Annotated in this window: 20 protein-coding genes; 10 read left to right on the top strand and 10 right to left on the bottom strand. The window is 61.1% G+C overall.

The features are described from left to right. Positions 1–228: 228 nt before the first annotated feature. A complete protein-coding gene (locus MLD04_RS05905) occupies positions 229–918 on the bottom strand; it encodes a phosphoglycolate phosphatase (protein ID WP_248155724.1) in 690 nt (229 codons plus the stop codon). Next, a complete protein-coding gene (gene rpe, locus MLD04_RS05900) occupies positions 918–1,601 on the bottom strand; it encodes a ribulose-phosphate 3-epimerase (protein WP_248155722.1) in 684 nt (227 codons plus the stop codon). Before rpe ends, MLD04_RS05905 begins: the two co-directional genes overlap by 1 nt. An 85-nt stretch (positions 1,602–1,686) precedes the next feature. On the opposite strand from rpe, the gene MLD04_RS05895 reads away from it, so the two are divergent. Beyond that, a complete protein-coding gene (locus MLD04_RS05895) occupies positions 1,687–2,619 on the top strand; it encodes a DUF3530 family protein (protein WP_248155720.1) in 933 nt (310 codons plus the stop codon). An 8-nt stretch (positions 2,620–2,627) separates the two neighbouring features. Here the strand turns inward: MLD04_RS05895 and MLD04_RS05890 are convergent, their stop codons facing one another. Genes MLD04_RS05890 through MLD04_RS05880 form a run of 3 tightly spaced genes read right to left on the bottom strand, consistent with a single transcriptional unit; the run spans position 2,628 to position 5,114 of the window. After that, positions 2,628–3,386 (bottom strand): DnaJ domain-containing protein, encoded by a 759-nt coding sequence (locus MLD04_RS05890; RefSeq protein ID WP_248155718.1) that lies wholly within the window; start codon positions 3,384–3,386, stop codon positions 2,628–2,630. Between the two features lie 4 nt (positions 3,387–3,390). Beyond that, positions 3,391–4,071 carry an N-acetylmuramate alpha-1-phosphate uridylyltransferase MurU gene (gene murU / locus MLD04_RS05885; protein ID WP_248155716.1) on the bottom strand — a complete coding sequence of 227 codons (681 nt, stop codon included), beginning with the start codon at positions 4,069–4,071 and terminating at the stop codon, positions 3,391–3,393. Then, positions 4,068–5,114 carry an aminoglycoside phosphotransferase family protein gene (locus tag MLD04_RS05880; protein ID WP_248155713.1) on the bottom strand — a complete coding sequence of 349 codons (1,047 nt, stop codon included), beginning with the start codon at positions 5,112–5,114 and terminating at the stop codon, positions 4,068–4,070. Before MLD04_RS05880 ends, murU begins: the two co-directional genes overlap by 4 nt. A gap of 286 nt (positions 5,115–5,400) precedes the next feature. Here MLD04_RS05880 and MLD04_RS05875 point away from each other — a divergent pair, with 286 nt between their 5' ends. From MLD04_RS05875 to slmA, 9 genes are all read left to right on the top strand, one after another. Continuing rightward, on the top strand, positions 5,401–7,701 hold the full coding sequence (locus tag MLD04_RS05875) for an LPS-assembly protein LptD (RefSeq protein ID WP_248156842.1): 2,301 nt from the start codon (positions 5,401–5,403) through the stop codon (positions 7,699–7,701). A 58-nt stretch (positions 7,702–7,759) separates the two neighbouring features. Continuing rightward, positions 7,760–9,106 (top strand): peptidylprolyl isomerase, encoded by a 1,347-nt coding sequence (locus MLD04_RS05870; RefSeq protein WP_248155711.1) that lies wholly within the window; start codon positions 7,760–7,762, stop codon positions 9,104–9,106. Next, a complete protein-coding gene (gene pdxA / locus MLD04_RS05865; RefSeq protein WP_248155709.1) occupies positions 9,103–10,113 on the top strand; it encodes a 4-hydroxythreonine-4-phosphate dehydrogenase PdxA in 1,011 nt (336 codons plus the stop codon). The genes MLD04_RS05870 and pdxA overlap by 4 nt, the downstream gene beginning before the upstream one ends. After that, positions 10,110–10,934 (top strand): 16S rRNA (adenine(1518)-N(6)/adenine(1519)-N(6))-dimethyltransferase RsmA, encoded by an 825-nt coding sequence (gene rsmA, locus MLD04_RS05860; protein ID WP_248155707.1) that lies wholly within the window; start codon positions 10,110–10,112, stop codon positions 10,932–10,934. Before pdxA ends, rsmA begins: the two co-directional genes overlap by 4 nt. Then, the gene (locus tag MLD04_RS05855; protein WP_248155705.1) at positions 10,927–11,727 is read left to right on the top strand and encodes a symmetrical bis(5'-nucleosyl)-tetraphosphatase; all 801 of its coding nucleotides are present in this window, start codon (positions 10,927–10,929) and stop codon (positions 11,725–11,727) included. The genes rsmA and MLD04_RS05855 overlap by 8 nt, the downstream gene beginning before the upstream one ends. Before the next feature lie 19 nt (positions 11,728–11,746). Continuing rightward, a complete protein-coding gene (locus tag MLD04_RS05850; protein WP_379883583.1) occupies positions 11,747–12,139 on the top strand; it encodes a DUF423 domain-containing protein in 393 nt (130 codons plus the stop codon). Positions 12,140–12,146: 7 nt separating this feature from the next. Further along, on the top strand, positions 12,147–12,347 hold the full coding sequence (gene thiS, locus MLD04_RS05845; RefSeq protein WP_248155703.1) for a sulfur carrier protein ThiS: 201 nt from the start codon (positions 12,147–12,149) through the stop codon (positions 12,345–12,347). 63 nt (positions 12,348–12,410) lie between these two features. Next, positions 12,411–13,220 (top strand): thiazole synthase, encoded by an 810-nt coding sequence (locus tag MLD04_RS05840; RefSeq protein ID WP_248155701.1) that lies wholly within the window; start codon positions 12,411–12,413, stop codon positions 13,218–13,220. Between the two features lie 90 nt (positions 13,221–13,310). After that, on the top strand, positions 13,311–13,898 hold the full coding sequence (gene slmA, locus MLD04_RS05835; protein ID WP_248155699.1) for a nucleoid occlusion factor SlmA: 588 nt from the start codon (positions 13,311–13,313) through the stop codon (positions 13,896–13,898). A gap of 188 nt (positions 13,899–14,086) precedes the next feature. On the opposite strand, the gene MLD04_RS05830 is transcribed toward slmA, so the two are convergent. The 5 genes from MLD04_RS05830 to MLD04_RS05810 all read right to left on the bottom strand — a co-directional run bounded on the left by MLD04_RS05830 (position 14,087) and on the right by MLD04_RS05810 (position 19,799). Continuing rightward, positions 14,087–14,911 (bottom strand): inositol monophosphatase family protein, encoded by an 825-nt coding sequence (locus MLD04_RS05830; protein ID WP_248155697.1) that lies wholly within the window; start codon positions 14,909–14,911, stop codon positions 14,087–14,089. 49 nt (positions 14,912–14,960) lie between these two features. Beyond that, positions 14,961–16,256 carry a pyridoxal phosphate-dependent aminotransferase gene (locus MLD04_RS05825; RefSeq protein ID WP_248155695.1) on the bottom strand — a complete coding sequence of 432 codons (1,296 nt, stop codon included), beginning with the start codon at positions 16,254–16,256 and terminating at the stop codon, positions 14,961–14,963. Positions 16,257–16,377: 121 nt separating this feature from the next. After that, positions 16,378–17,688, bottom strand: a complete 1,311-nt coding sequence (locus tag MLD04_RS05820) for a substrate-binding domain-containing protein (RefSeq protein ID WP_248155693.1) — start codon at positions 17,686–17,688, stop codon at positions 16,378–16,380. Positions 17,689–17,765: 77 nt separating this feature from the next. Beyond that, positions 17,766–18,077, bottom strand: a complete 312-nt coding sequence (locus MLD04_RS05815; protein ID WP_248156834.1) for a DUF3301 domain-containing protein — start codon at positions 18,075–18,077, stop codon at positions 17,766–17,768. Positions 18,078–18,128: 51 nt separating this feature from the next. Continuing rightward, positions 18,129–19,799 carry a methyl-accepting chemotaxis protein gene (locus tag MLD04_RS05810; RefSeq protein WP_248155691.1) on the bottom strand — a complete coding sequence of 557 codons (1,671 nt, stop codon included), beginning with the start codon at positions 19,797–19,799 and terminating at the stop codon, positions 18,129–18,131. Between the last annotated feature and the right edge of the window lie 26 nt (positions 19,800–19,825).

Raw genomic sequence — 19,825 nt, 5'->3', positions numbered from 1 at the left:
TTTCCTGAAATCTGATCTGCATGAGGACGCAATCGCCGGTTGCCATTGCGTCAGGTGTTGCGGCGTCGACACGCACGAAGCGGTCCGCCGCCGGGCCGGTCAGCCAGTGCGCCATCGCCACCATCGTGTTGCGCGGGTTGTCAGTACGCCTCGCGCTGCAGTCAGATTCAGTCCCTGCACGGCAGGAATCTCCCGATCAGAAGTGTTCACTATAACGTCCTTGCGAGATTACAAAAGCTCGGCAAGCGAATCAACAACTGCGTCCGCTCCGAGACTGTCCACCGGGCTGCCGAAGTTGTAGCCATATCGCACGGCCACGCAGGGAATGCCGGCAGCGATGGCGGCATTGACGTCGGCGGCGGAGTCTCCCACCATCACCGAGGTTCCCTTGGTACCCCCGAGCTGTTCCATGGCATGAATCAGTGGTGCCGGATCCGGTTTCTTGACCGGCAGGGTATCGCCACCAATGCTCAAATCAAACCAGTGATCGAGTCCCATCTGCTCGAGTAGGGGAGCCACGAACTGTTCCGGCTTGTTGGTCACGACGGCCAGACGGCATCCCTGCTGCCTGAGGTGCGTGAGGCAGTCCTCGACACCGGGATACACCCGGGAATAGCGACCGTTGATAAGGCCGTAGTGGTGGTAGAAAATCGTCAGCGCATCCTTGAATAGCGCGTCGTCCGCTGGCCGGGCGGGCTCCCAGTCAGTCTGGCCCGCCAGGGCCCGGCGGATCAGGATGGCGGCGCCATTGCCGACCCAGTTCCGTACCCTGTCGATGCCGGCCGGCGAGCGGCCCAGGTGCTCCAGCATCTGGTCGACTGCGGCCGCCAGGTCCGGGGCGCTGTCCACGAGCGTGCCGTCGAGGTCGAACAGGGCAACGCCCGGCCAGCGGGCATTGAACAACCCTTTCAGACTCATCAGCCAATCACCTTTCGGGCCTGCTCGAGCTCCGTGCGCATGGCATTGATGGTGGCCGTATAGTCGTCGGTGTTGAAGATCGCGGACCCGGCCACAAAGGTATCGGCGCCCGCCTCGGCGATCTCCCGGATATTGTCGACTTTGACGCCACCGTCAATCTCGAGGCGGATGTTGTAGTTGCTGGCATCAATCCGCTTGCGGGCCTCACGGAGTTTATCCAGGGTGCCGTGAATGAATTTCTGGCCACCGAAACCCGGGTTGACGGACATCAGCAGAACCATGTCCAGTTTGTCCATCACGTAATCCATGTAGCTCAGCGGAGTCGCCGGATTGAACACCAGCCCTGCCTTGCAGCCACCTTCGCGGATCAGTTGCAGCGATCGATCGATGTGGTTGGAGGCCTCCGGATGGAACGTGATGTAGCTGGCTCCCGCGTCAATGAACATGCGGATCAGGTCGTCCACCGGCGATACCATCAGGTGTACGTCAATCGGGGCGGTGACGCCATGTTTGCGCAGGGCCTCACACACCATGGGACCGATGGTCAGGTTCGGCACGTAGTGATTGTCCATCACGTCGAAGTGGACGATGTCGGCGCCTGCGGCCAGCACATTGTCGACTTCCTCGCCCAACCGGGCAAAATCAGCCGACAGGATGGATGGGGCAATCAGGTACGGATTCATGCTGTCTCTCTCAATGCGGGTCGGTTTGGAGGATGCTAGTCTACCAGTTTGAATTGTCCTTTTCGCCGCCAAAGAGTCAGGATTCGTGCCTAGAATTCATCGCAAACCGCTAGTTTCCGTTTGGGTTGGTTGGATCGTCGGGCTGTTATGGGTGGTGACGGCCCAGGCCCAGTCGTCGGAATCGCCGGCCCAGCCCCAGAGTCAGTCCGCCCAGTCTCAACTCAGAGCGGTCGCCCATGCCGGCTCGGGAGAGGTTGGATTGGCCGGTGAGTTCCCGGACCGGTATCGCGGGCTTGACCTTGAAGATGGCGGGCAGGTGCCTGCGTTGTATTTTGCCGCCCAGACAGTGCCGGCCAAAGGCGCGATTGTGCTGCTCTCGGATGCCGGCCAGGGTGCCGCGAGCGAGTTTGCCCAGGGCCTTGGTAAGCGGCTGTCTGACAGCGGTTGGGCGGTTGTTTCACTTGGGCTTGAGGCGCCGGCTTCCGGTCTGGAGCGCCTGCTCGAGGAACCGGGAAAGGCCCCGGGCGATGCCGATCCGGCCAAGTCGGGGAAAGGATCGGTCATGATCGATGTGATGAAGGGCAAATCACCGGACGATGCCGTTGCCGCGTATCGCACCCGAGTCCTTCAGGCCCTGATCGCGGCTCTCACGTTTGCATCCGATGAGGGGTACAGCCGGCCGGTGCTGGTTGGGGTCGGCTATGGCGCCGGCCATGCCCTGGAACAGGCGGTTGCCCAGCCCGGCACGTCTGCGCTGGTGTGGGTGGCCCCGGATTTTTATCCGACGGATGCATCGGTATTGCCAGAGACCCTTTCCGGGGCCGCCGGGCTGTCCGTGCTTGAGCTATCTCCGGCGGAGAGGATGGGCGAGGCCCGCGTCCGCTCGGTCTCGGTCCGGAAGTCCGGCTTTCCCGGTTATTCCCTGCAGCCGGTTGCCATGGCCTCTCCGCCTGGTGAAGCTTCGGCGCATGCGGTCGCGAATCGTATTCTGGCCTGGCTGGCCAGGCAGCTTCCGTGATTGCGGGCTCAGAGCGGGCGCTGGCGCCGCCGGATCAATTCCCAGGCCTGCTGGTAACGCAGTAACTGCTCCTTGGCGAGGCTCAGCTCTCTGGGCGACAGTCGTTGCTGGGCCAGTTTGTCCGGGTGGCACTCGGAGACTTTCTTTCGGTAGGCCCGCTTGATGGTGGCCTGAGAATCCCGGCGGGTCACGCCCAGAATTCGACAGGCGTCCTCATAGGTTTCCGGTTTGGCCGGGATGTCTGTCGGACGTATCCAGACCTTGCGGGCATAACTTTCCAGGATGTCGTCGCAAACGCCGACAGGCAGTCCGAGACGGTCAATGGCATCTTCGCAGCGATAGCGGCGGGGCTTGCCGGGTGGCCCTTTGAGTTGGGCAGCATGGCACAGGCACACCGCAAGGGTGAGCGCCGGTTTTGGCCAGAGCCGGCTGAAAAGCCGGATGGGTACCCCGGTCAGGTGCGGCAGCGATTTCCTGGTTTTGCCGTCCTGAAATTGTTTGATGGCTTTCCGTCGCTGTCGCGCCGACAGTCCCAGAGCCCGGATCAGTCCCTCTGCGTATGCAATATCGGCTTCGGTTACCCGACCGTCGGCACGGGCCACATAGCCGAGGCAGAAAAACAGGCAGCGACGACTCCAGCCGGGCAGTGGCGTCTGTTCGAGAAAGCCGGTGGCCTGATGGTTGCAGTCCGTCAGTCGGTTGAGCAGGGTTGAGAAAGTGGCTTCCATCCGGGCCGGCAAGGCCGGATGGCTGGGGTTGCCGGCCATTGCGTCAGCGCCTCCCGGCCGAGAGGTGTTGGTCCAGTGCCTGCAATCGCTCCGGTGTGCCAACGTCCACCCACGCGCCACTGTGATATCGCCCTTCAACGCGGCCCTCGGCCATGGCTTTCCGCAGTATCGGTCCGAGCTTCCCGGCACTGTCGTCGAGGCCCCGGAAAAGCCGGCGGTGTAACAGGCTGATGCCGGCAAAGGTCAGCTTCCCGGGACCGTCGCTGGCGAGCGTGCCCGAGGGTGTCATCCGGAAATCACCGTCGGGGTGATGATCCGGATTGTCGACCATGACAAGGATCGCGTCCCGGCCTTCGATCGGCTGCAAGGTTCCGAGTGGGAAGTCGGTCCAGATATCGCCGTTGATCACCAGGAACCAGTCCGAGCCGGCGTCCGTCAGCATTGGCAGCGCGCGGATGATGCCGCCGGCGGTCTCCAGCGGTTCTCCCTCACGGGAATACTCAAGGTTCAGTCCGAAACGCTGGCCATCTCCCAGTGTGGTTTCGAGACGGTCGCCGAGCCAGGCATGGTTGATCACCACGTCCCGAAACCCGGCCTCCCGCAGATGTTCAAGATGGTATTCGATGAGCGGTTTGCCGCCAGCGCTCAGCAGTGGTTTGGGCGTCGTCAGGGTCAGAGGCCGCATTCGTTCGCCTTTGCCGGCGGCGAGAATCATGGCTTTCACGGGCCGGGCGCCTCCGTGGCTGGTGCCCCGAGCTGTTGTTCGATTCTCGGCATGACCGTGACGGATAGCCATTCATGGAAGTGACGCAGAGCCGGTTGGCGTGCGCTGGTTCGGATTAGGTACCCCACCGTTCGTGGAATGTCCTTCAGGTAACCGTGTTTGCCGTCGCGAATAGACAGGCGTGCAAAGATGCCCGCTGCTTTCAGATGGCGCTGCATGCCCATCAGCTCAAACCATTGGCGGAACGTGTCTGCATCGGCATGATGCAGGCCGGCCTTCAGTCCCGACTGCCGGAAATATTCCAGCCATTCGGCCAGTTGTGCCTCCGGCCACTCGATGTAGCAGTCCTTGAGGAGGGAGACCGCGTCGTAGGTCACGGGGCCTGTGACGGCGTCCTGGAAGTCGATCACACCGGGGCGTCCGCCCCCGGGGCGGATCAGCAGGTTTCTGGAATGATAGTCACGGTGGACGGTTACTTCCGGCTGAGCCAGCGCGCTTTCACGCAGGAAGGCAAAGGTGGTGTCAAGCAGGCACCGCACGCTGTTGTCCAGCTCCAGGCCCAGCTGCTGTTCCAGTAGCCAGTCGGGAAACAGGGCCATCTCCCGGTCGAGCAGTGTCGCATCGTAGGGTGGAAGTCGATAATCCTCCGGAGAAGGCAGCCGCTGGATGTCGATCAGTTCGTCCAGTGCCTGACGGTAAAGGACGTCGGCATTGGCTGGATCATCCAGTTCCCCCAGCATCAGCCGATCGCCGAAGTCCTCGATCAGCAGGAAACCCTGGTTGAGGTCCTGCTCCTCGATGGCGGGCACGGTAACGCCCCGGGAATGCCAATGCCGCGCAATCGCGACAAAGGGTTGGCAATCCTCATGTTCCGGCGGGGCATCCATGACGATAAACGGCGCTTGTTGCGCGTCGGGGGTGTGCCGCCATACCCGGAAATAACGGCGGAAGCTGGCGTCACCCGACACCGGCTCGGCATCTGCCTCTTCAAAGCCGGGAAACTTCCTGACCCACTGGGTCAGGGATTGCAGGCGTGTGTCCATAAACGGTCTGGTCGTTCCCGATGTAGTTTGTTCTTCAAGCGAAAGTTAGCAGAGGAGTATAAAGCGGGTAAATCCGTTTTACAGCGGCGTTGGCGTTAACAAGGTCGGGGGGCACGTGTAAACTAGGCGGCTCGAATTCAGCATCCGATCGCCCATCAACCGGAACAGGAATCCTGCCGTCGTGCCATCCACCCGTTGCCGTTCCATGTTGCCGACCGGCCGCCGACCCGTGAGCCGGACATGCGTGGCCGCCAGAGTGGTCGTGGTGGCATTGGGGACTCTTGCGATGGAAGCGCCGGTCCTGGCGCAGCAGGCAGCGGCTCCCTCCGCCGCGGAAATAGACTGGCGTCCGAAAGCCGAATTGCCGGAGTCGGTCCGGAGCCGGTTGCCGGCGTTCTGTGATGGCGGGTATCTGCCATCGGGCGGGAGTGATCAGCCCGGAGTATTCGGGAGCGATCAGTCGGACACCTCCGCACCGCTGGAAGCCAGCGGGCTGAATGCGCGATACGAGATAGACCGTACCCTGCGTCTCGACGGCGACGTGCGTATTCGCCAGGGACGTTTCGAAGTCACCGGTAAAGAAGCCCGGTACGACCAGGCACAGGGCGAAGTCTCCATCCTGGGTCCGCTGGTGAGTCGGGGGGACGGCTTTCTTCTGACCGGCGATACCGCCCGCTACAGCCTGGACAGCGGGCGCTTCGATATTGACGCTGCGACCTTTCTGCTGCACGGGCCGGAAATGCGGGGTAACGCCGACAGCCTCTCCCGAGTCAGCGAGAGTGAAGTCCTGATACGGGACGGGTTGTTGACCACCTGTGGCCCCCGCCAAAACGACTGGGCCCTGGTGTCCTCGGACATTCGCCTGGATCGGGCGGAGGGCTTTGGCACCGCGAAGAACGTCCGGCTCGAAGTGCTCGACGTCCCGGTGTTTTATTGGCCGTGGGTGAGCTTCCCCATCGACGATCGCCGCAAGACCGGTTTCCTGTACCCACAGTTCGGTTCATCGAGCGCGGGCAGCGGCGGATTTCTGGCACTGCCGTACTATCTGAACCTGGCGCCGAATTACGACGCGACACTCACGCCCCAGTACATTCATGGCCGCGGCCTGTTCAACGAGGTGGAGGGGCGATACCTGAGCCAGTACGGACAGAGCGTGCTTCAGCTGGGCTACATCGACAACGATAAGGCCTATGCCGATGCCAACCCCGGCGATAATGGCCAGCGTTGGGCGCTGGATGCATCGACCCGGGCCCGATTCGACAATGGCTGGACCGGCTACGGCGACTTTTCGGTGGTCAGCGATAACGACTATCTCAGTGATCTGAATCGCAGCCTTTCCATCAGCCAGGCAACGCACCTCAGGCGTCGCGGTGGCTTTCGATACCGCAGTGCCGGCCAGTATTTCGATGCCTTCCTGAACGATTACCAGACCATCAGCGATTATATTGCCGATGTGAACAAACCCTATGCTCAGTTGCCGGAGGTGCTGTATGGCGCCACCGCGGACTTTGGCGGGCTGGAAATGGGGCTTGAGAGTCAGTACACCAATTTCTACCGGGACAACACCAACCTGACCGGTCTGGATCGGGCCAATGGTCAGCGGTTACGGGCCATTCCCGAGCTGGCACTGCCCTTGCGGGCGCCCTGGGGCTTTACCCGTCCATCCGTGAGCGTTAATTACACCCGCTACGACCTGACCGATTACTCGCTCGGAGACGGCAGCTTTGACCGCACCGTTCCGGTGGCGGAGTGGGACAACGGCCTGTATTTCGACCGTCGCTCGGAGCTGTTCGGGGTGCCCTACAACCAGAGCCTGGAGCCCCGTTTGTACTACGCCTGGGCCGGCGCCCCGAAAGACCAGAACCATATTCCCGACTTCGACACCGCCATCAAGCGCTTCCGGTTCGACCAGCTGTTCGAGCCCAATCGGTTCAGCGGCGGCGACCGGGTGGGTGATACCAATCAGATTACCGTCGCCCTGACCAGCCGGATCAACGATCTGGTCACCGGGGCGGAACGGGCCAGGGTCAGCATCGGGCAGGTGCATTACTTCGACGACCGTGAGGTGACCCTCTTCGGCACCGGCGGCAGTACCCGCAGCGAGTCCCCGCTGGCGGGTGAAGTGGTGCTCAATCCCCTGGATACCCTGGAAATCCGTTCATCAGGGTTGTGGGACCCGAAAACGGGGAGCACGGAGGAGGGGCGGAGCCAGTTGACCTTCCATTCGGAGGATTACCGGTATCTGGCCAGTATCGGCCATACCTACAGCAAGGATTCGCTGGATCAGTCGGATGTGGCTGCGGTTTTTCCGGTCACCGACCGTGTTAGCCTGATTGGCCGTTGGGTCTACGATTCGGTGCTTGATCGCACCGTCGGCTCACTGGCCGGAATCGAATACAACAATTGCTGCTGGAGTGTGCAAGTCGTCCACCAGGGCTATTTTACCGAAGATCAACAACTGGATAATCGCCTGCTGTTCCAGATCCAGCTGAAAGGACTGGGTGGCAGCGGCGGTGCGTCGACACGATTGTCCGAAGCGATTTACGGTTATGAGGAACGAGAAAAACGTCGTTTCGGAACTCCATGAGCCCGGGCCGGACAAAGAATGCCAACGGTGCATGCCACCATTTAATGAAGAGGTGATTATGAGGGCGACCTTTCGCCAGGGTGCAAGAAGTTTCCTGTTGCTGCTGATGGTCATGCTGTCTGTGACGGCCCACGCCGAGCGTAAGCTGCTCGACCAGGTAGTGGCCATTGTCGACGATGACGTCATTCTTCAGAGTCAGCTTGATGCCAGGATTGAAACCATCGTGAACCGGTTGCAGTCTCAGGGCACCGGGTTGCCGCCCCGGGACGTTCTGGAAAACCGCGTACTGGATCAGCTGGTGACCGAATCCATCCAGCTGCAGATGGCCGACAAGATGGGGATGCGGATCAGCGATAATGAGCTCAATGACACCATGACCAACATTGCCAAACAGAATGGCATGACGCTGTCAGAGTTCGAGCAGCAGCTGGGCGCCGAGGGTGTTACATACCGACAGGCCCGGGAACAGATCCGCAACCAGATGCTGACCAGCCGGGTTCAGCAGCGCCAGGTCGGCAACCGGGTCCGTGTTACCGATCGCGAAGTGTCAAACTACCTGGAGGCCAAGCAAAACCAGGGCACAGACAGTGCCGAATACCATCTGGCCTACATCTTTATCCAGGTGGATGATCCCGACAACGATGCGGCCGTCGAGGCCGCCCGGAAAAAGGCTGAGAATCTGCGCCAGGAGATCGTGAACGGCCGGGATTTCCGTGAAGTGGCTGTCGCGGAGTCGGATGCCAATAACGCGCTTGATGGCGGCGACATGGGCTGGCGGACGGAAAGCCAGCTGCCGTCCCTGGTGGCACCCATTGTGCCGAAACTGCCCGTTGGCGAACCCTCCCGGGTACTGGAGAACAAGAGCGGCTTTCACCTGGTGATGGTGATGGACAAGCGGGGCGGCAAGCAGAAGCAACTGGTCGAACAGTACAAGGTGCGGCACATTCTGGTCCGTCCGTCCGATGCCCGGACCGAGGACGAGGCGGAAGCCCGCATCCGGGACATCTACCAGCAACTGAAGGACGGCGCTGACTTCGAGAAACTGGCGAAAGAGTATTCGGACGACCCGGTCTCCGGTTCCGATGGCGGCAACCTGGGCTGGGTCAGTCGTGGGCAGATGGTGCCTGCATTCGAACAGGCCATGATCGATGCCCCCCTGGGCGAACTGGTGGGGCCGTTCCAGTCCCGCTTTGGTTGGCACATCCTGCAGGTGCTGGACAAGCGGAAAAAGGACGTCAGCAGCGAAATGCGCGAGTCCGATGCCCGTCAGGCAATCTACCGTCGCAAGTTCGAAATCGAACTGCAGAAATGGCTGCAGGAAATTCGTGACGAAGCCTTCGTAGAGTTCAAGGGCAAGTATGCCCGGGATGAGAACTCGACAGGCGAGGCAGACCAGTCGTCATGACCAGTGCGGTGACTCTGGCATTGACCGCCGGCGAACCCGGCGGTATTGGTCCGGAACTGTGCCTGCAATTGGCGCTGGAACCGCGTCAGGCCGGCATTGTGGTGGTGGCCAGCCCGGACCTGTTGACGGCCCGGGCCAAGTGCCTTGGGCTGGATATCGAGCTGCGGACCTGGCAACCCGGTGACGCCGTCCGTTGCGAGCCCGGTGTGCTCTCGGTATGGCCCGTGGAAGGCTGCTCCGGTCTGGAACCGGGTGTGACGGATCCGGCCAACGCTCGTTATGTGCTCGATACCCTCGAGACGGCCGCCCGGGCCTGCCTGGATGGTGTTGTGGATGGCATGGTCACCGCGCCCGTCCACAAAGGCGTGATTAACGAGGCTGGCATCCCGTTCAGCGGCCACACCGAATTTCTGCAGGACATCTGCGGGGTGGAGCGGGTGGTCATGATGCTGGCCACCGAGGAACTAAGGGTTGCACTGGCAACCACCCACTTGCCGTTGAGAGACGTGGCCGATGCCATCACACCCGAGCGACTGGTTCAGGTGATTCGGATACTCAACGCCGATCTGAAAACCTTCTTTGGCATTGAACAACCGCGCATCCTTGTCGCTGGACTCAATCCCCATGCCGGGGAGGGCGGCCACCTTGGGCATGAGGAAATCGACGTCATCGAGCCGACGCTGGACCGGCTCCGCGCCGAGGGCATTGAACTCACCGGCCCCTTGCCTGCGGACACGCTGTTTACGCCGCACTGGCTGGACAATGCCGACGCCGTGTTGGCGATGTATCACGACCAGGGCCTCCCGGTGCTGAAGTTCCAGGGTTTTGGTCGTGCGGTGAACATCACCCTTGGATTGCCGATTGTCCGCACTTCCGTGGATCATGGTACCGCTCTGGACCTGGCTGGTACCGGTACGGCGGATGCCGGCAGCCTTCACACGGCCATCCGGGTCGGCGAGCACATGGCCCGATGCCGTAAGGCAGCCAGGCAAGAGAGGTCATCGTGAGTCAGAAAACCGGACATCAGGCCAGAAAGCGTTTTGGGCAGAATTTCCTGCACGATCCCGGTGTGATCGAGCGTATCGTGCGCGCGATCAATCCAAAGCCGGAGGATGCCCTGGTTGAAATCGGCCCCGGCCTGGGCGCGCTTACCGAGGAAATTCTCGCGGTGAATCCGCGGCTGCAGGTGGTCGAACTCGACCGGGATCTGATACCGGTTCTGCGAACCAAGTTTTTCAACTACCCGGAGTTCCGGATCCATGAGGCGGATGCGCTGACGTTTGATTTCAGCCAGTTGATGGACGGCACTCCGTTGCGCATCATCGGGAATCTGCCCTACAACATCTCGACGCCGCTGATTTTCCACCTGCTGGAGCAGGCGGGTGTCGTGAAAGATATGCATTTCATGCTGCAGAAAGAGGTGGTTCAGCGTCTGGCGGCTGTGCCGGGGGATCGCCATTACGGACGTCTGGGTATCATGGCCCAGTATTTCTGCAAGGTTCAGCCCCTGTTTGAAGTGGGTCCGGGCGCCTTCAAGCCGGCGCCCAAGGTGGACTCCGCCATTGTCCGGCTGGTGCCCCATGACACGCTGCCGCATCCGGCCAGGGATCTCGGCACGCTGCAGGCGGTTGTCCGGACGGCCTTTAACGCTCGTCGCAAGACCCTGCGCAAGGGGCTGGCCGGGCTGATCACGGCCGATCAGTTGCGTGGACTCGGTATTGATGATGGTCTGCGGCCTGAAAACCTTGGCCTGGAAGAGTTCGTTCGCATCGCGGATTTCCTGGTCGAGCAGACATCCGGATCCGGTAATGAGGGCAGTGATGACTGACTACGCCATCGGAGACATTCAGGGTTGTTATGATCGTCTCAGGGATGTCCTGGACAGGGTGAGCTTCTCGCCCTCCCGGGACCGTCTGTGGGTGGCCGGAGACCTGATCAACCGCGGCCCCGACTCACTTGAGACCCTGCGTTACATTAAGAGTCTTGGTGCCAGTGCCGAGGTGGTGCTCGGCAATCATGATCTGCATCTGCTGGCTGTCGCGCTCGGCGGCCATGCCACCAAGAGCAAGGACACATTGCACGAGATACTGGAAGCGCCCGACTGTGGTGACCTCGTGGAATGGCTGCGACGCCAGAACTTCTGCGTCTACGACGAGCGTCGGGATCTGCTCATGGCACACGCCGGACTGCCGCACATCTGGAGCGTAGGGGAGGCCGTTGCGCTTGCCCGCGAAGTGGAAACGGTGATCCGAAGCGACGATGCGGAGTATTACTTCACCCACATGTACGGCAATGAGCCGGGCTGCTGGACGCCATCGCTCGAAGGCATGGACCGATGGCGGATGATCACCAACTACTTCACCCGAATGCGATTCATTGCCCGGGATGGCACCCTGGAACTGGCGACCAAGGAATCGGCGGGCAATGCGCCAGAAGGGTTCGAGCCCTGGTTCCATTTCCCCCGGGCGGATCGTGTCCGCGTGATTTTTGGCCATTGGGCGGCGCTGGAAGGTAATACCGGCAGCGATCGGTTCATCGGCCTGGATACCGGTTGTGTCTGGGGCGGGGCGCTGACGGTGATGAATCTGGATAGCGGGGAGAAAATTCACTGTGACTGTTGAGCAGGCCCGAACGGAACCGCTGTTACGCTGGCCACTGGTAACCGGCGCCGGTTTTGCGCTGTTGGCCGTGATGGCCGGTGCTTTCGGCGCCCATGGCCTTCGATCCATGGTGAGCGACCGAGCCCTGGACGTTTTTCAGACCGGGGTCACCTATCAGATGTACCACGCTCTCGCGCTGGTGCTGGTATACCTGCTGGCCGGTCGTCGGCTTTCCCGTCGTTTGTTAGGGTGGGCTGCGGGGTTTTTCCTGGCGGGCATCGTGCTGTTCTGCGGCAGCCTGTATCTGCTGGTGCTGACTGGAGCGCACTGGTTGGGTCCGGTTACGCCCATGGGCGGTCTCTGTTTTATGGTTGGCTGGGCACTGCTGATGGCGGCGGGCGTCCGGCAACGAGCCAAGCAAGAAGAGGTGTGAGTGCACTATGCAGGTCAATGTGAACGGCGATGCAATGCAGCTTCCGGAAGGTGCCACGGTGTCGATTCTGATCGAGCACCTGGCGCTCTCTGGCAAGCGGCTTGCGGTTGAGGTGAACGAGGACATAGTCCCGCGAAGTCGCCATGCGGAATTTCAGCTCAATAATGGAGACCGGGTGGAGGTGGTGCATGCGATTGGCGGTGGCTGACGACTGCACGCGCGACGGCACCTTTCTATAAACCGATGATGAACAGAACAGCTCGGAAACCCTATGACTGATACCCCCGAAATTGTACTGCCCGAAGACAAGCCCCTGGAAATTGCCGGAAAGGTCTACCAGTCGAGACTGCTGGTCGGCACCGGCAAATATCGGGATCTGATGGAAACCGGCCACGCGATCGAGGCCAGTGGTGCCGAGATCGTGACGGTAGCCGTGCGCCGGACCAATCTGGGCCAGAACCCGGATGAGCCCAACCTGTTGGACGTGATTTCACCGGAAACCTACACCATTCTGCCCAATACCGCCGGTTGCTATACCGCCCGCGATGCAGTACGCACCTGCAAACTGGCCCGGGAACTCCTGGACGGTCACGACCTGGTGAAGCTGGAGGTGCTTGGCGAAGAAAAAACCCTCTACCCGAATATGACCGAAACGCTGGTCGCCGCGGAAGAGCTGATCGCTGACGGCTTCAAAGTGATGGTCTACTGTTCCGACGACCCGCTCCTGGCCAAACGTCTGGAGGACATGGGCTGCGTCGCTATCATGCCGCTGGGTGCGCCGATCGGGTCGGGTCTGGGGATCCAGAACCGCTATAACATCCGCCTGATCGTCGAGAATGCCAGCGTGCCGGTTCTGGTGGACGCCGGCGTTGGAACCGCATCGGATGCCACCATTGCCATGGAACTGGGGTGCGACGGTGTCCTGATGAACACCGCCATTGCCCAGGCCAAAGATCCGATCCGCATGGCCAATGCCATGCGTCTGGCCATCGAATCGGGTCGTGAATCCTATCTCGCGGGCCGCATGCCCAAGAAACTGTATGCCAGTGCGTCATCCCCGATTGATGGCACCTTCTTCTGAACTCGGGCACAATCCCTATCCATAATGATTAAAAGCCGGCCGCCAGACGCCGGCTTTAATAACAAATAATCAGAGCGCTGTAGTCCTGTCATGACCGACCAGAAACCGAGTCGCCGAGAGGCAATCCTCCAGGCCCTGGTGGCGTTGCTGGAAACCGATCCCGGTGCCCGCATCACCACTGCCGGCCTCGCCAAAAATGTGGGTGTCACCGAGGCGGCCCTGTACCGCCATTTCCCCAGCAAACGGAAAATGTTCGAGGCGCTGATCGAGTTCGCCGAAGATGCGGTATTTTCGCGGTGCCAGGTGATCCTCCAGGAGCAGGAGGACGTGCGTACCCGGTTGCAGCAACTGGTGCATCTCGTGTTGGTGTTTGCCGAAAGGAATCCGGGCTTGTGCTGTGTGCTGACCGGTGATGCCCTGATGGGCGAAAACGAGGCGTTGCGAAAGCGCGCGTCCCAGTTCTTCGAACGTCTGGAGACTCAGGTTCGCCAGGCGTTGAAAGAAGGCGAAATCCGCCAGGGCCTCCGTCCGCGCACCTCTGCAGCGCGGGGAGCCGACTTCGTTATGGTGTTTCTGGAAGGCCGCATCCAGCGGTTCGTCCGGTCGTCGTTTTCCCGGTTGCCCTCCACGGATTTCGAGGAGAGCTGGGGGCTGGTTTCCGAGAGTGTCTGGGGCTGATTTGGGCAGGGGCTTCTCTGAGCCTAGCCTGAAAGTTTGGGGGCAGGGGAACGGTGGGATTGCTCTGCACAGAACCGCTACAAGCACATGGATGTGCTTGTAGCGGTTCCGGGAAAGGGATGCTCCCATCGGGCCAGCCCGCAAAGCACGAAGGCTGGGGAGAGCAGGCCAGGCATGAGGCCGAAGTTTCAGTCATACCCCGAAGCAGACCGGAGAATGGAGCGAACCGGCTCCCAGACCGCGGGCGCGGAGATCAGGATGTCGCGACCCCAGAGGTCGGCCGGGTAACTGTCCGGTACGTCTCCGAAATGGCCTGCCGTGGCACCGGCTTCCTTGGCAATCAGCCGTGCTGCGGCAAAGTCCCAGGGGCTGACGTTCTCGTAGTAGATGTCCAGGCGGCCACAGGCCACCCAGCAGATGTCCAGCGCGGCTGAGCCGATCCGACGCAGGTCGCGGCATTGGTGAATCATGGCATCAAGTCGACGGACCAGGGGTTCGAGATTGTCCTTGTCGTAGGGGAATCCGGTGGCGAACAGGGACTGTCGTGGTTCGGTGGCGCCGCTGTGCCGGATGGGCTGGCCATTGAGCGTCGCGCCTTCCCCCTTGGTGGCGCGGAAAGTTTCGCCGGGGAAGGGGGCGTGGACGATACCGGCCTGAACCTCGCCTTTCTCGGCGTAGGCAATCGACACGGCAACCTGGGGGTGACCATAGGCGTAATTCACCGTGCCATCAATCGGATCCACGATCCACAGCGGCGTGTCCAGCTGTTCCGCCTGGGAGAGATCCGGCATGGTTTCTTCGGACAGGATTCGGTGATGGGGAAACCGTTTGCGGATGGCGCCGGTGATGAATTCGTCCGCCATGACATCGGCGTGGGTCACCAGCTCGGTCTGGTGCTTGTAATCCGTGCGCAGGGTGTTGGTCTCCCGCTCCCGGCGGATCAGCTCGCCGGCTTCCAGCGCCAGGGATTCGGCGAAGTCGGTAATGTCGTGAAGAGATGCAGAATCAGACATGGCGCCCTCGTGGGATCTCGAATGAGGGCGCCAGTCTAACACGAAGGGGTTACAGGCTGTTGAGCCAGCGCTCCATCTTGTCCATGGCCGCTACCAGACGCGGACAGGCCTGTTCGACGAAGCTGTCGCCCAGTTCCTGGTCGGCGTAGTCGCCGCCGGCAAGTTTCAGGGCTGCCGCACCATCGAAGTCGACAAAGGCCAGCCGGGCACCCAGGTGATCCGGTACAAATCCGAAGTCGCTGGACGGCAGGATGGCAACCCCGGTGTTTTCCAGCAGTGCGGTGCAGAAGGACTGCGACGTCATGATGTCCTTGCGTGCAAGCTTGTCACGGAAGTTCGAGAAATCCGGGAATACGTAGAACGCCCCCTGCGGTTTCTGGACCACGGCGCCCATGTCCGTCAGACGCTGGTGCATGTACTCGCCAACCACCTTGAGCACCCGCCGTGACTGGTTGAGGTACTCGTCGATGTCTTCCCCGCCGTTAAAGGCGGTGATGGACGCATGCTGGATGGGGGCGCTGGTGGCCGTGTAGGTCTCGCTGGCGATGATGGCCATGGCATCCTGCAGGGGCCGCAGCTCGGGTGGGAAAATGAAGGTGCCCACACGCCAGCCGCCGGCACCGGCCCACTTGGACAGGCCCGTGCTGATGATGGTGCCTTCCGGATAGTAACGGGCAATCGATTTGTGCTTGCCTTCGAAATGCACCTCGCCGTAGATCTCGTCCGACAGCAGGATCAGCTTGTACTTGCGGGCGACGTTGGCAATGGCCAGCAGCTGGTCGTCGGTATAGGTGCAGCCGGTCGGGTTGGACGGATAGTTCAGGATCAGGATCCGCGGACGGGACGGGTCATCGCGGCAGATGATGTCCAGCTCTTCTGCGGTAAGCTGCCAGTTGTTCTCGGCGTGGGTGGGCAGCCAGTGGACAGAGCGGCCGATGATCCGGGCCTGGGGCGCATAGGATACCCAGCTCGGGCGGGGAATCAGCAGGTCGCCGTAGTAGGCCAGCTGCAGCATGAACAGCAGCTCCTTGGAACCCGGGCCGATCAGCACATCTTCCCAGGTGCAGCGCATGCGCTCACTGCGATTGATGTAGCCGGCGATGGCTTCGCGCAGGCCTTTCAGGCCTCTGACGGGAAGATAATCCTTTTCGTGGGCGTGCTCTTTGAGCGCTTCCACCACGCGATCGGGGACCGGGAACGGGGACTGTCCCAGGCCGAGTTTGATGATGTCTTTGCCTTCGGCTCGAAGCTGGTTGCTCAGCTCGTTGATGCGGAGGGTGGCGGAGGGCTGGATGCCCCGTACGTTGAGGTTGATCGCGAAACGGTGGTCGGTTTGTATGTCCATTGTCCCAGTCTGTTGGTTGGAATTGACAGGAACAGTATAGGAAACCCAAACATATCTGTGACGAGGGTGCGGATAAGTGTTTGCCGCAGCCGCACCCCCGACCTTGGTCGAAGACGTTGGGTCAGCGGGACCGAATCCAGACCTCGACGCGTCCGTTTCTGGGGCTGCCCGTGCCCCCCACGGGCATGTAATGGCCGTACCCGGTGTAGGCCACGTCTTTGACGTTGAGCTCGTTGAGTGCCTTGCGGACAGACAGCGCGCGTAATTCAGAGATGAGCTGGGCCCGCAGTTCATTGCTCTGGCGATCGGCAAATCCGATCAGCATCAGGTCGTCGGCGCTTCGCCCTTGTTGCTCAAGGTACTGCCTGACCCGTCGCAGATCCCGCATGGCCTTGTTGTCCAGTTTGGTGCGTCCACGGGAAAAGCGGAAGTTTACCGTCAGTCGCTGATAATGGGCGGTGAGCCGGCGAAAGGTATCAGGCACGGTGGCATCGAAGTCGGGTTTGACGGCAATCGGGTTCTGGGAAATGAACCCGGATTTGGCAACGATCGCCTGCCCCTCGGTACTCAACGCGAAATCGACCAGTCCAGCGGCCATGGGCGTGACTCTGGAGCCCGGCGTATACATAAACAGGCGTCGTGCCAGGGGGTAGTCCTCACTGGCCACGGTCAACTGATTGGGTTTGAGCGCCGGTGCATTGCCATCGGAAATGGCAAGCACCTTGCTGTTCCTGACCGAGGCCAGACCAGCGAAGCCGATGCCGCCCGGATCCTGGCTGACATCGTCCGAGAGACGGTCGTTGGATTCGTAGCGTTTGGCGGCTTTCGAGAGGCTGTATCGTTTGCCCAGAACCAGGGATTTGAAGGTGTCCCAGGTACCGGAACGGTCATCGCGGGCATAGATATGGATATTCCGGTTTGGTCCACCCACTTCAGACCAGTTACTGATCTCTCCGGAAAAGATTTTGCCGAGCGTGTCGATACCCAGCTGGCTGACGGGGTTGGCCGGGTTAACCAGAACCGCAAGGCCATCGATGGCGATGACGTGTTCGCTGTCCATCGATGTCAGATCCGCCCGGTCACTGAAGCTCTGGATTTCTTTCGCCTTCGCCGGGCGGGACGCGGCCCAGATGTCGGCGTGTCCGGCCGCCATGGCCTTGAATCCTGTGCTGGAGCCATGGGCCGCGACCAGTACGCTGACCCGGCTGTTGCCATCCTTTGCCGTCAGGAGCTTCTCGTTTTCCTTACCGGTGCCTTCTTCACTGACCTTGTGCCCGGTGCGTTGCTCCAGATAGGCGGTGACCAGCATGGGTGCGAGGGCCGCGCCGACCGTGTTGGAGCCCTGGATTTCCAGATCGACAGCGAATGCGCTGTGGCTGAGTAGGAGGCAGGCAAAGAGCCATGCCAGTGGGGAGGGATTCTTCCTGATCATGTGTGCTTCCTGAAAAATATCGACAAGACAGAGAGTTGCGTGGCGTCAGGATGCTTCAGGAATGTGACATTTCTGTTTCAGAATCGGTGGGGCTCCAGCTCCATGTGGATGATGCTGGCGCCCAGCATGATCACCCGGCCGGTGTAACGTTCCTCACCGGTTGCCGTAAAGTCGAACAGGAAGCGTCGCCAGACGCGAAGGTGGCCCTGGTTGTCCCGCTTGAACCAGAGCCCGCGGAGGTAGACGGCATCGTCCAGCAACATGACGTCCATGGTTTTGCAGTACCGGCGAGCGGCCTGGAGTACCGAATCCTTGATCGCCTTGGCGCGCCACCAGTACCAGGCGGAAAAGCCGCCGACGAGCAGCCAGAACAGCGTTTCCAGAGTCAGATTCAGAACAATTCCCCGTGTCTTGGCGTTGTGGAACGCCAGACTACCGCATCAGGCCGGCTCGGGGAATGCCCGCTTGCCATCACCCGCCGGGCCTTTCGCCGGCGTCAGACCGGTTCGCGCTCCCTGGCTGACAGGGACCAGTTTGTCACACAGCATCTGCAGGAAATGGCTGGTAAGTAATTGAGCCTGGTCCACGTTGTGGCCCAATTGTTCGGATTCCTCATGGGCGCTTTCGCTACTCTGGACCGATTGGTTGCCCATCTCCAGAAGGCGCTCGGCCTGACGCCCCACCTGCAGGCTCAGGGCGGACTGCTGCTCGGTGGCGCCGGCCACTTCATGGGTGCAGCTGGCGATGACATCGACGTCCCGCAAGGTATGGTTAATGCTGGCATTGGCTTCTGCAGCGATACTTGAGGTGTCCTCGCAGGCCCGGGTCCCTTCCGCGATCACATCGGCAACGCTTCGGGTCTCCTTCTGCAGGGCATCGATCATTTCCTCGATCTTGCGTGTAGAGTCGTGGGTCCGCCGGGCCAGCCCGCGAACCTCGTCGGCGACCACGGCAAATCCCCGTCCGGACTCACCCGCCCGGGCAGCTTCAATGGCAGCATTGAGTGCCAGCAGGTTGGTCTGTTCCGCAATGTCGGAGATGACGTCCAGCACCAGGCCGATGGCGTCGCTTTTCTCTCCGAGGGTGGTCACGTGCTGCCTGGCCAGTGTCAGTCGACCGGCCAGATCGGAGAGGGCCTGATTCACCCGGCCCATCTGCTCGCCGCTCTGGCTGGCGGACTCGCGAGCGTCCCGGGTGGCATCATGGGTGCGGGCTGTCAGCTCGCTCACCCGATCGACGCTCACCGACAACTCCTCGAACGCCCGGGTAATATCCTGGATATCCCCCTGCTGGTGGCGAATGCTCTCCACGGACTGGTTCACCCACTCCATGGTCTTCTGCTTGCGCCCGTGCAGGCGACCGATGTTGGCGTGCATACGCGCCGAGACAGCCCTCAGGGTGTGATCCCGCTTCTGTCGGTCGAATTCGATCCAGGCGCCTTCATCCCGCCGGCCGGTGTAGATCCAGGGCATGGCCGGATGAGCGTCGCAACAGGCGAGCCGGGCGCTCTGTACCATGGGCCGGGTCAGGGTGAACAGGACTGCAAAAACGGCAAACAACAATGCCTCTAGTACCGCTACACTGGCCAGCGACAGTCCACCGGTAAGTCCTACCGCCGGTAGGGCAAGTGCCAGGATGCTGTAAAGGCAGCCGATTTTCCACGTCAGTGATGGGCTGAGTGCCTGATACCGACGGGGTACCTTCCCCTGATTCCAGCTGTGATACACCTTCTCTGCCCGTCGGATCTGGTCTCGGGTCGGACATACCCGGACAGACTGGAACTCGACAATCTTGCCGTGCTGTCGGATGGGAGTCACAAAGGCGTCCACCCAATAATGGTCGCCGTTCTTGCACCGGTTCTTGACCATGCCCCGCCAGGATTCACCCGATTTGATGGTGTCCCAGAGATCCGCGAATGCGCCTGGTGGCATGTCCGGATGACGAATCAGGTTGTGGGGCTGACCGACCAGTTCCTCGACGGTGTATCCGGCGACCTCTGCGAACTCGTCATTGGCGGCGGTGATTCGTCCCTTGATATCGGTTGTGGTGATCAGATGATAGGTAGCGGGGTAGGTCCGCTCCTTCTGGGTGACTGGCTCATTTCGTCTCATCGTTTTCTCCGCACGCGCCGTGCTTT

This window comes from Marinobacter koreensis (assembly GCF_023156285.1).
Taxonomy (GTDB): Bacteria; Pseudomonadota; Gammaproteobacteria; order Pseudomonadales; family Oleiphilaceae; genus Marinobacter; species Marinobacter koreensis.
Note: the sequence above shows the minus strand (reverse complement) of the source record. Positions and strands in the feature narration are given on the sequence as shown.

Bases quoted from the DNA above. Each gene is read 5' to 3' on its own strand.
- MLD04_RS05905 (WP_248155724.1), bottom strand. From the start codon at position 918: ATGAGTCTGAAAGGGTTGTTCAATGCCCGCTGGCCGGGCGTTGCCCTG.
- rpe (WP_248155722.1), bottom strand. From the start codon at position 1,601: ATGAATCCGTACCTGATTGCCCCATCCATCCTGTCGGCTGATTTTGCC.
- MLD04_RS05890 (WP_248155718.1), bottom strand. From the start codon at position 3,386: ATGGCCGGCAACCCCAGCCATCCGGCCTTGCCGGCCCGGATGGAAGCC.
- MLD04_RS05880 (WP_248155713.1), bottom strand. From the start codon at position 5,114: ATGGACACACGCCTGCAATCCCTGACCCAGTGGGTCAGGAAGTTTCCC.
- MLD04_RS05875 (WP_248156842.1), top strand. From the start codon at position 5,401: ATGGAAGCGCCGGTCCTGGCGCAGCAGGCAGCGGCTCCCTCCGCCGCG.
- MLD04_RS05870 (WP_248155711.1), top strand. From the start codon at position 7,760: ATGAGGGCGACCTTTCGCCAGGGTGCAAGAAGTTTCCTGTTGCTGCTG.
- pdxA (WP_248155709.1), top strand. From the start codon at position 9,103: ATGACCAGTGCGGTGACTCTGGCATTGACCGCCGGCGAACCCGGCGGT.
- MLD04_RS05855 (WP_248155705.1), top strand. From the start codon at position 10,927: ATGACTGACTACGCCATCGGAGACATTCAGGGTTGTTATGATCGTCTC.
- thiS (WP_248155703.1), top strand. From the start codon at position 12,147: ATGCAGGTCAATGTGAACGGCGATGCAATGCAGCTTCCGGAAGGTGCC.
- MLD04_RS05840 (WP_248155701.1), top strand. From the start codon at position 12,411: ATGACTGATACCCCCGAAATTGTACTGCCCGAAGACAAGCCCCTGGAA.
- slmA (WP_248155699.1), top strand. From the start codon at position 13,311: ATGACCGACCAGAAACCGAGTCGCCGAGAGGCAATCCTCCAGGCCCTG.
- MLD04_RS05830 (WP_248155697.1), bottom strand. From the start codon at position 14,911: ATGTCTGATTCTGCATCTCTTCACGACATTACCGACTTCGCCGAATCC.
- MLD04_RS05825 (WP_248155695.1), bottom strand. From the start codon at position 16,256: ATGGACATACAAACCGACCACCGTTTCGCGATCAACCTCAACGTACGG.
- MLD04_RS05820 (WP_248155693.1), bottom strand. From the start codon at position 17,688: ATGATCAGGAAGAATCCCTCCCCACTGGCATGGCTCTTTGCCTGCCTC.
- MLD04_RS05810 (WP_248155691.1), bottom strand. From the start codon at position 19,799: ATGAGACGAAATGAGCCAGTCACCCAGAAGGAGCGGACCTACCCCGCT.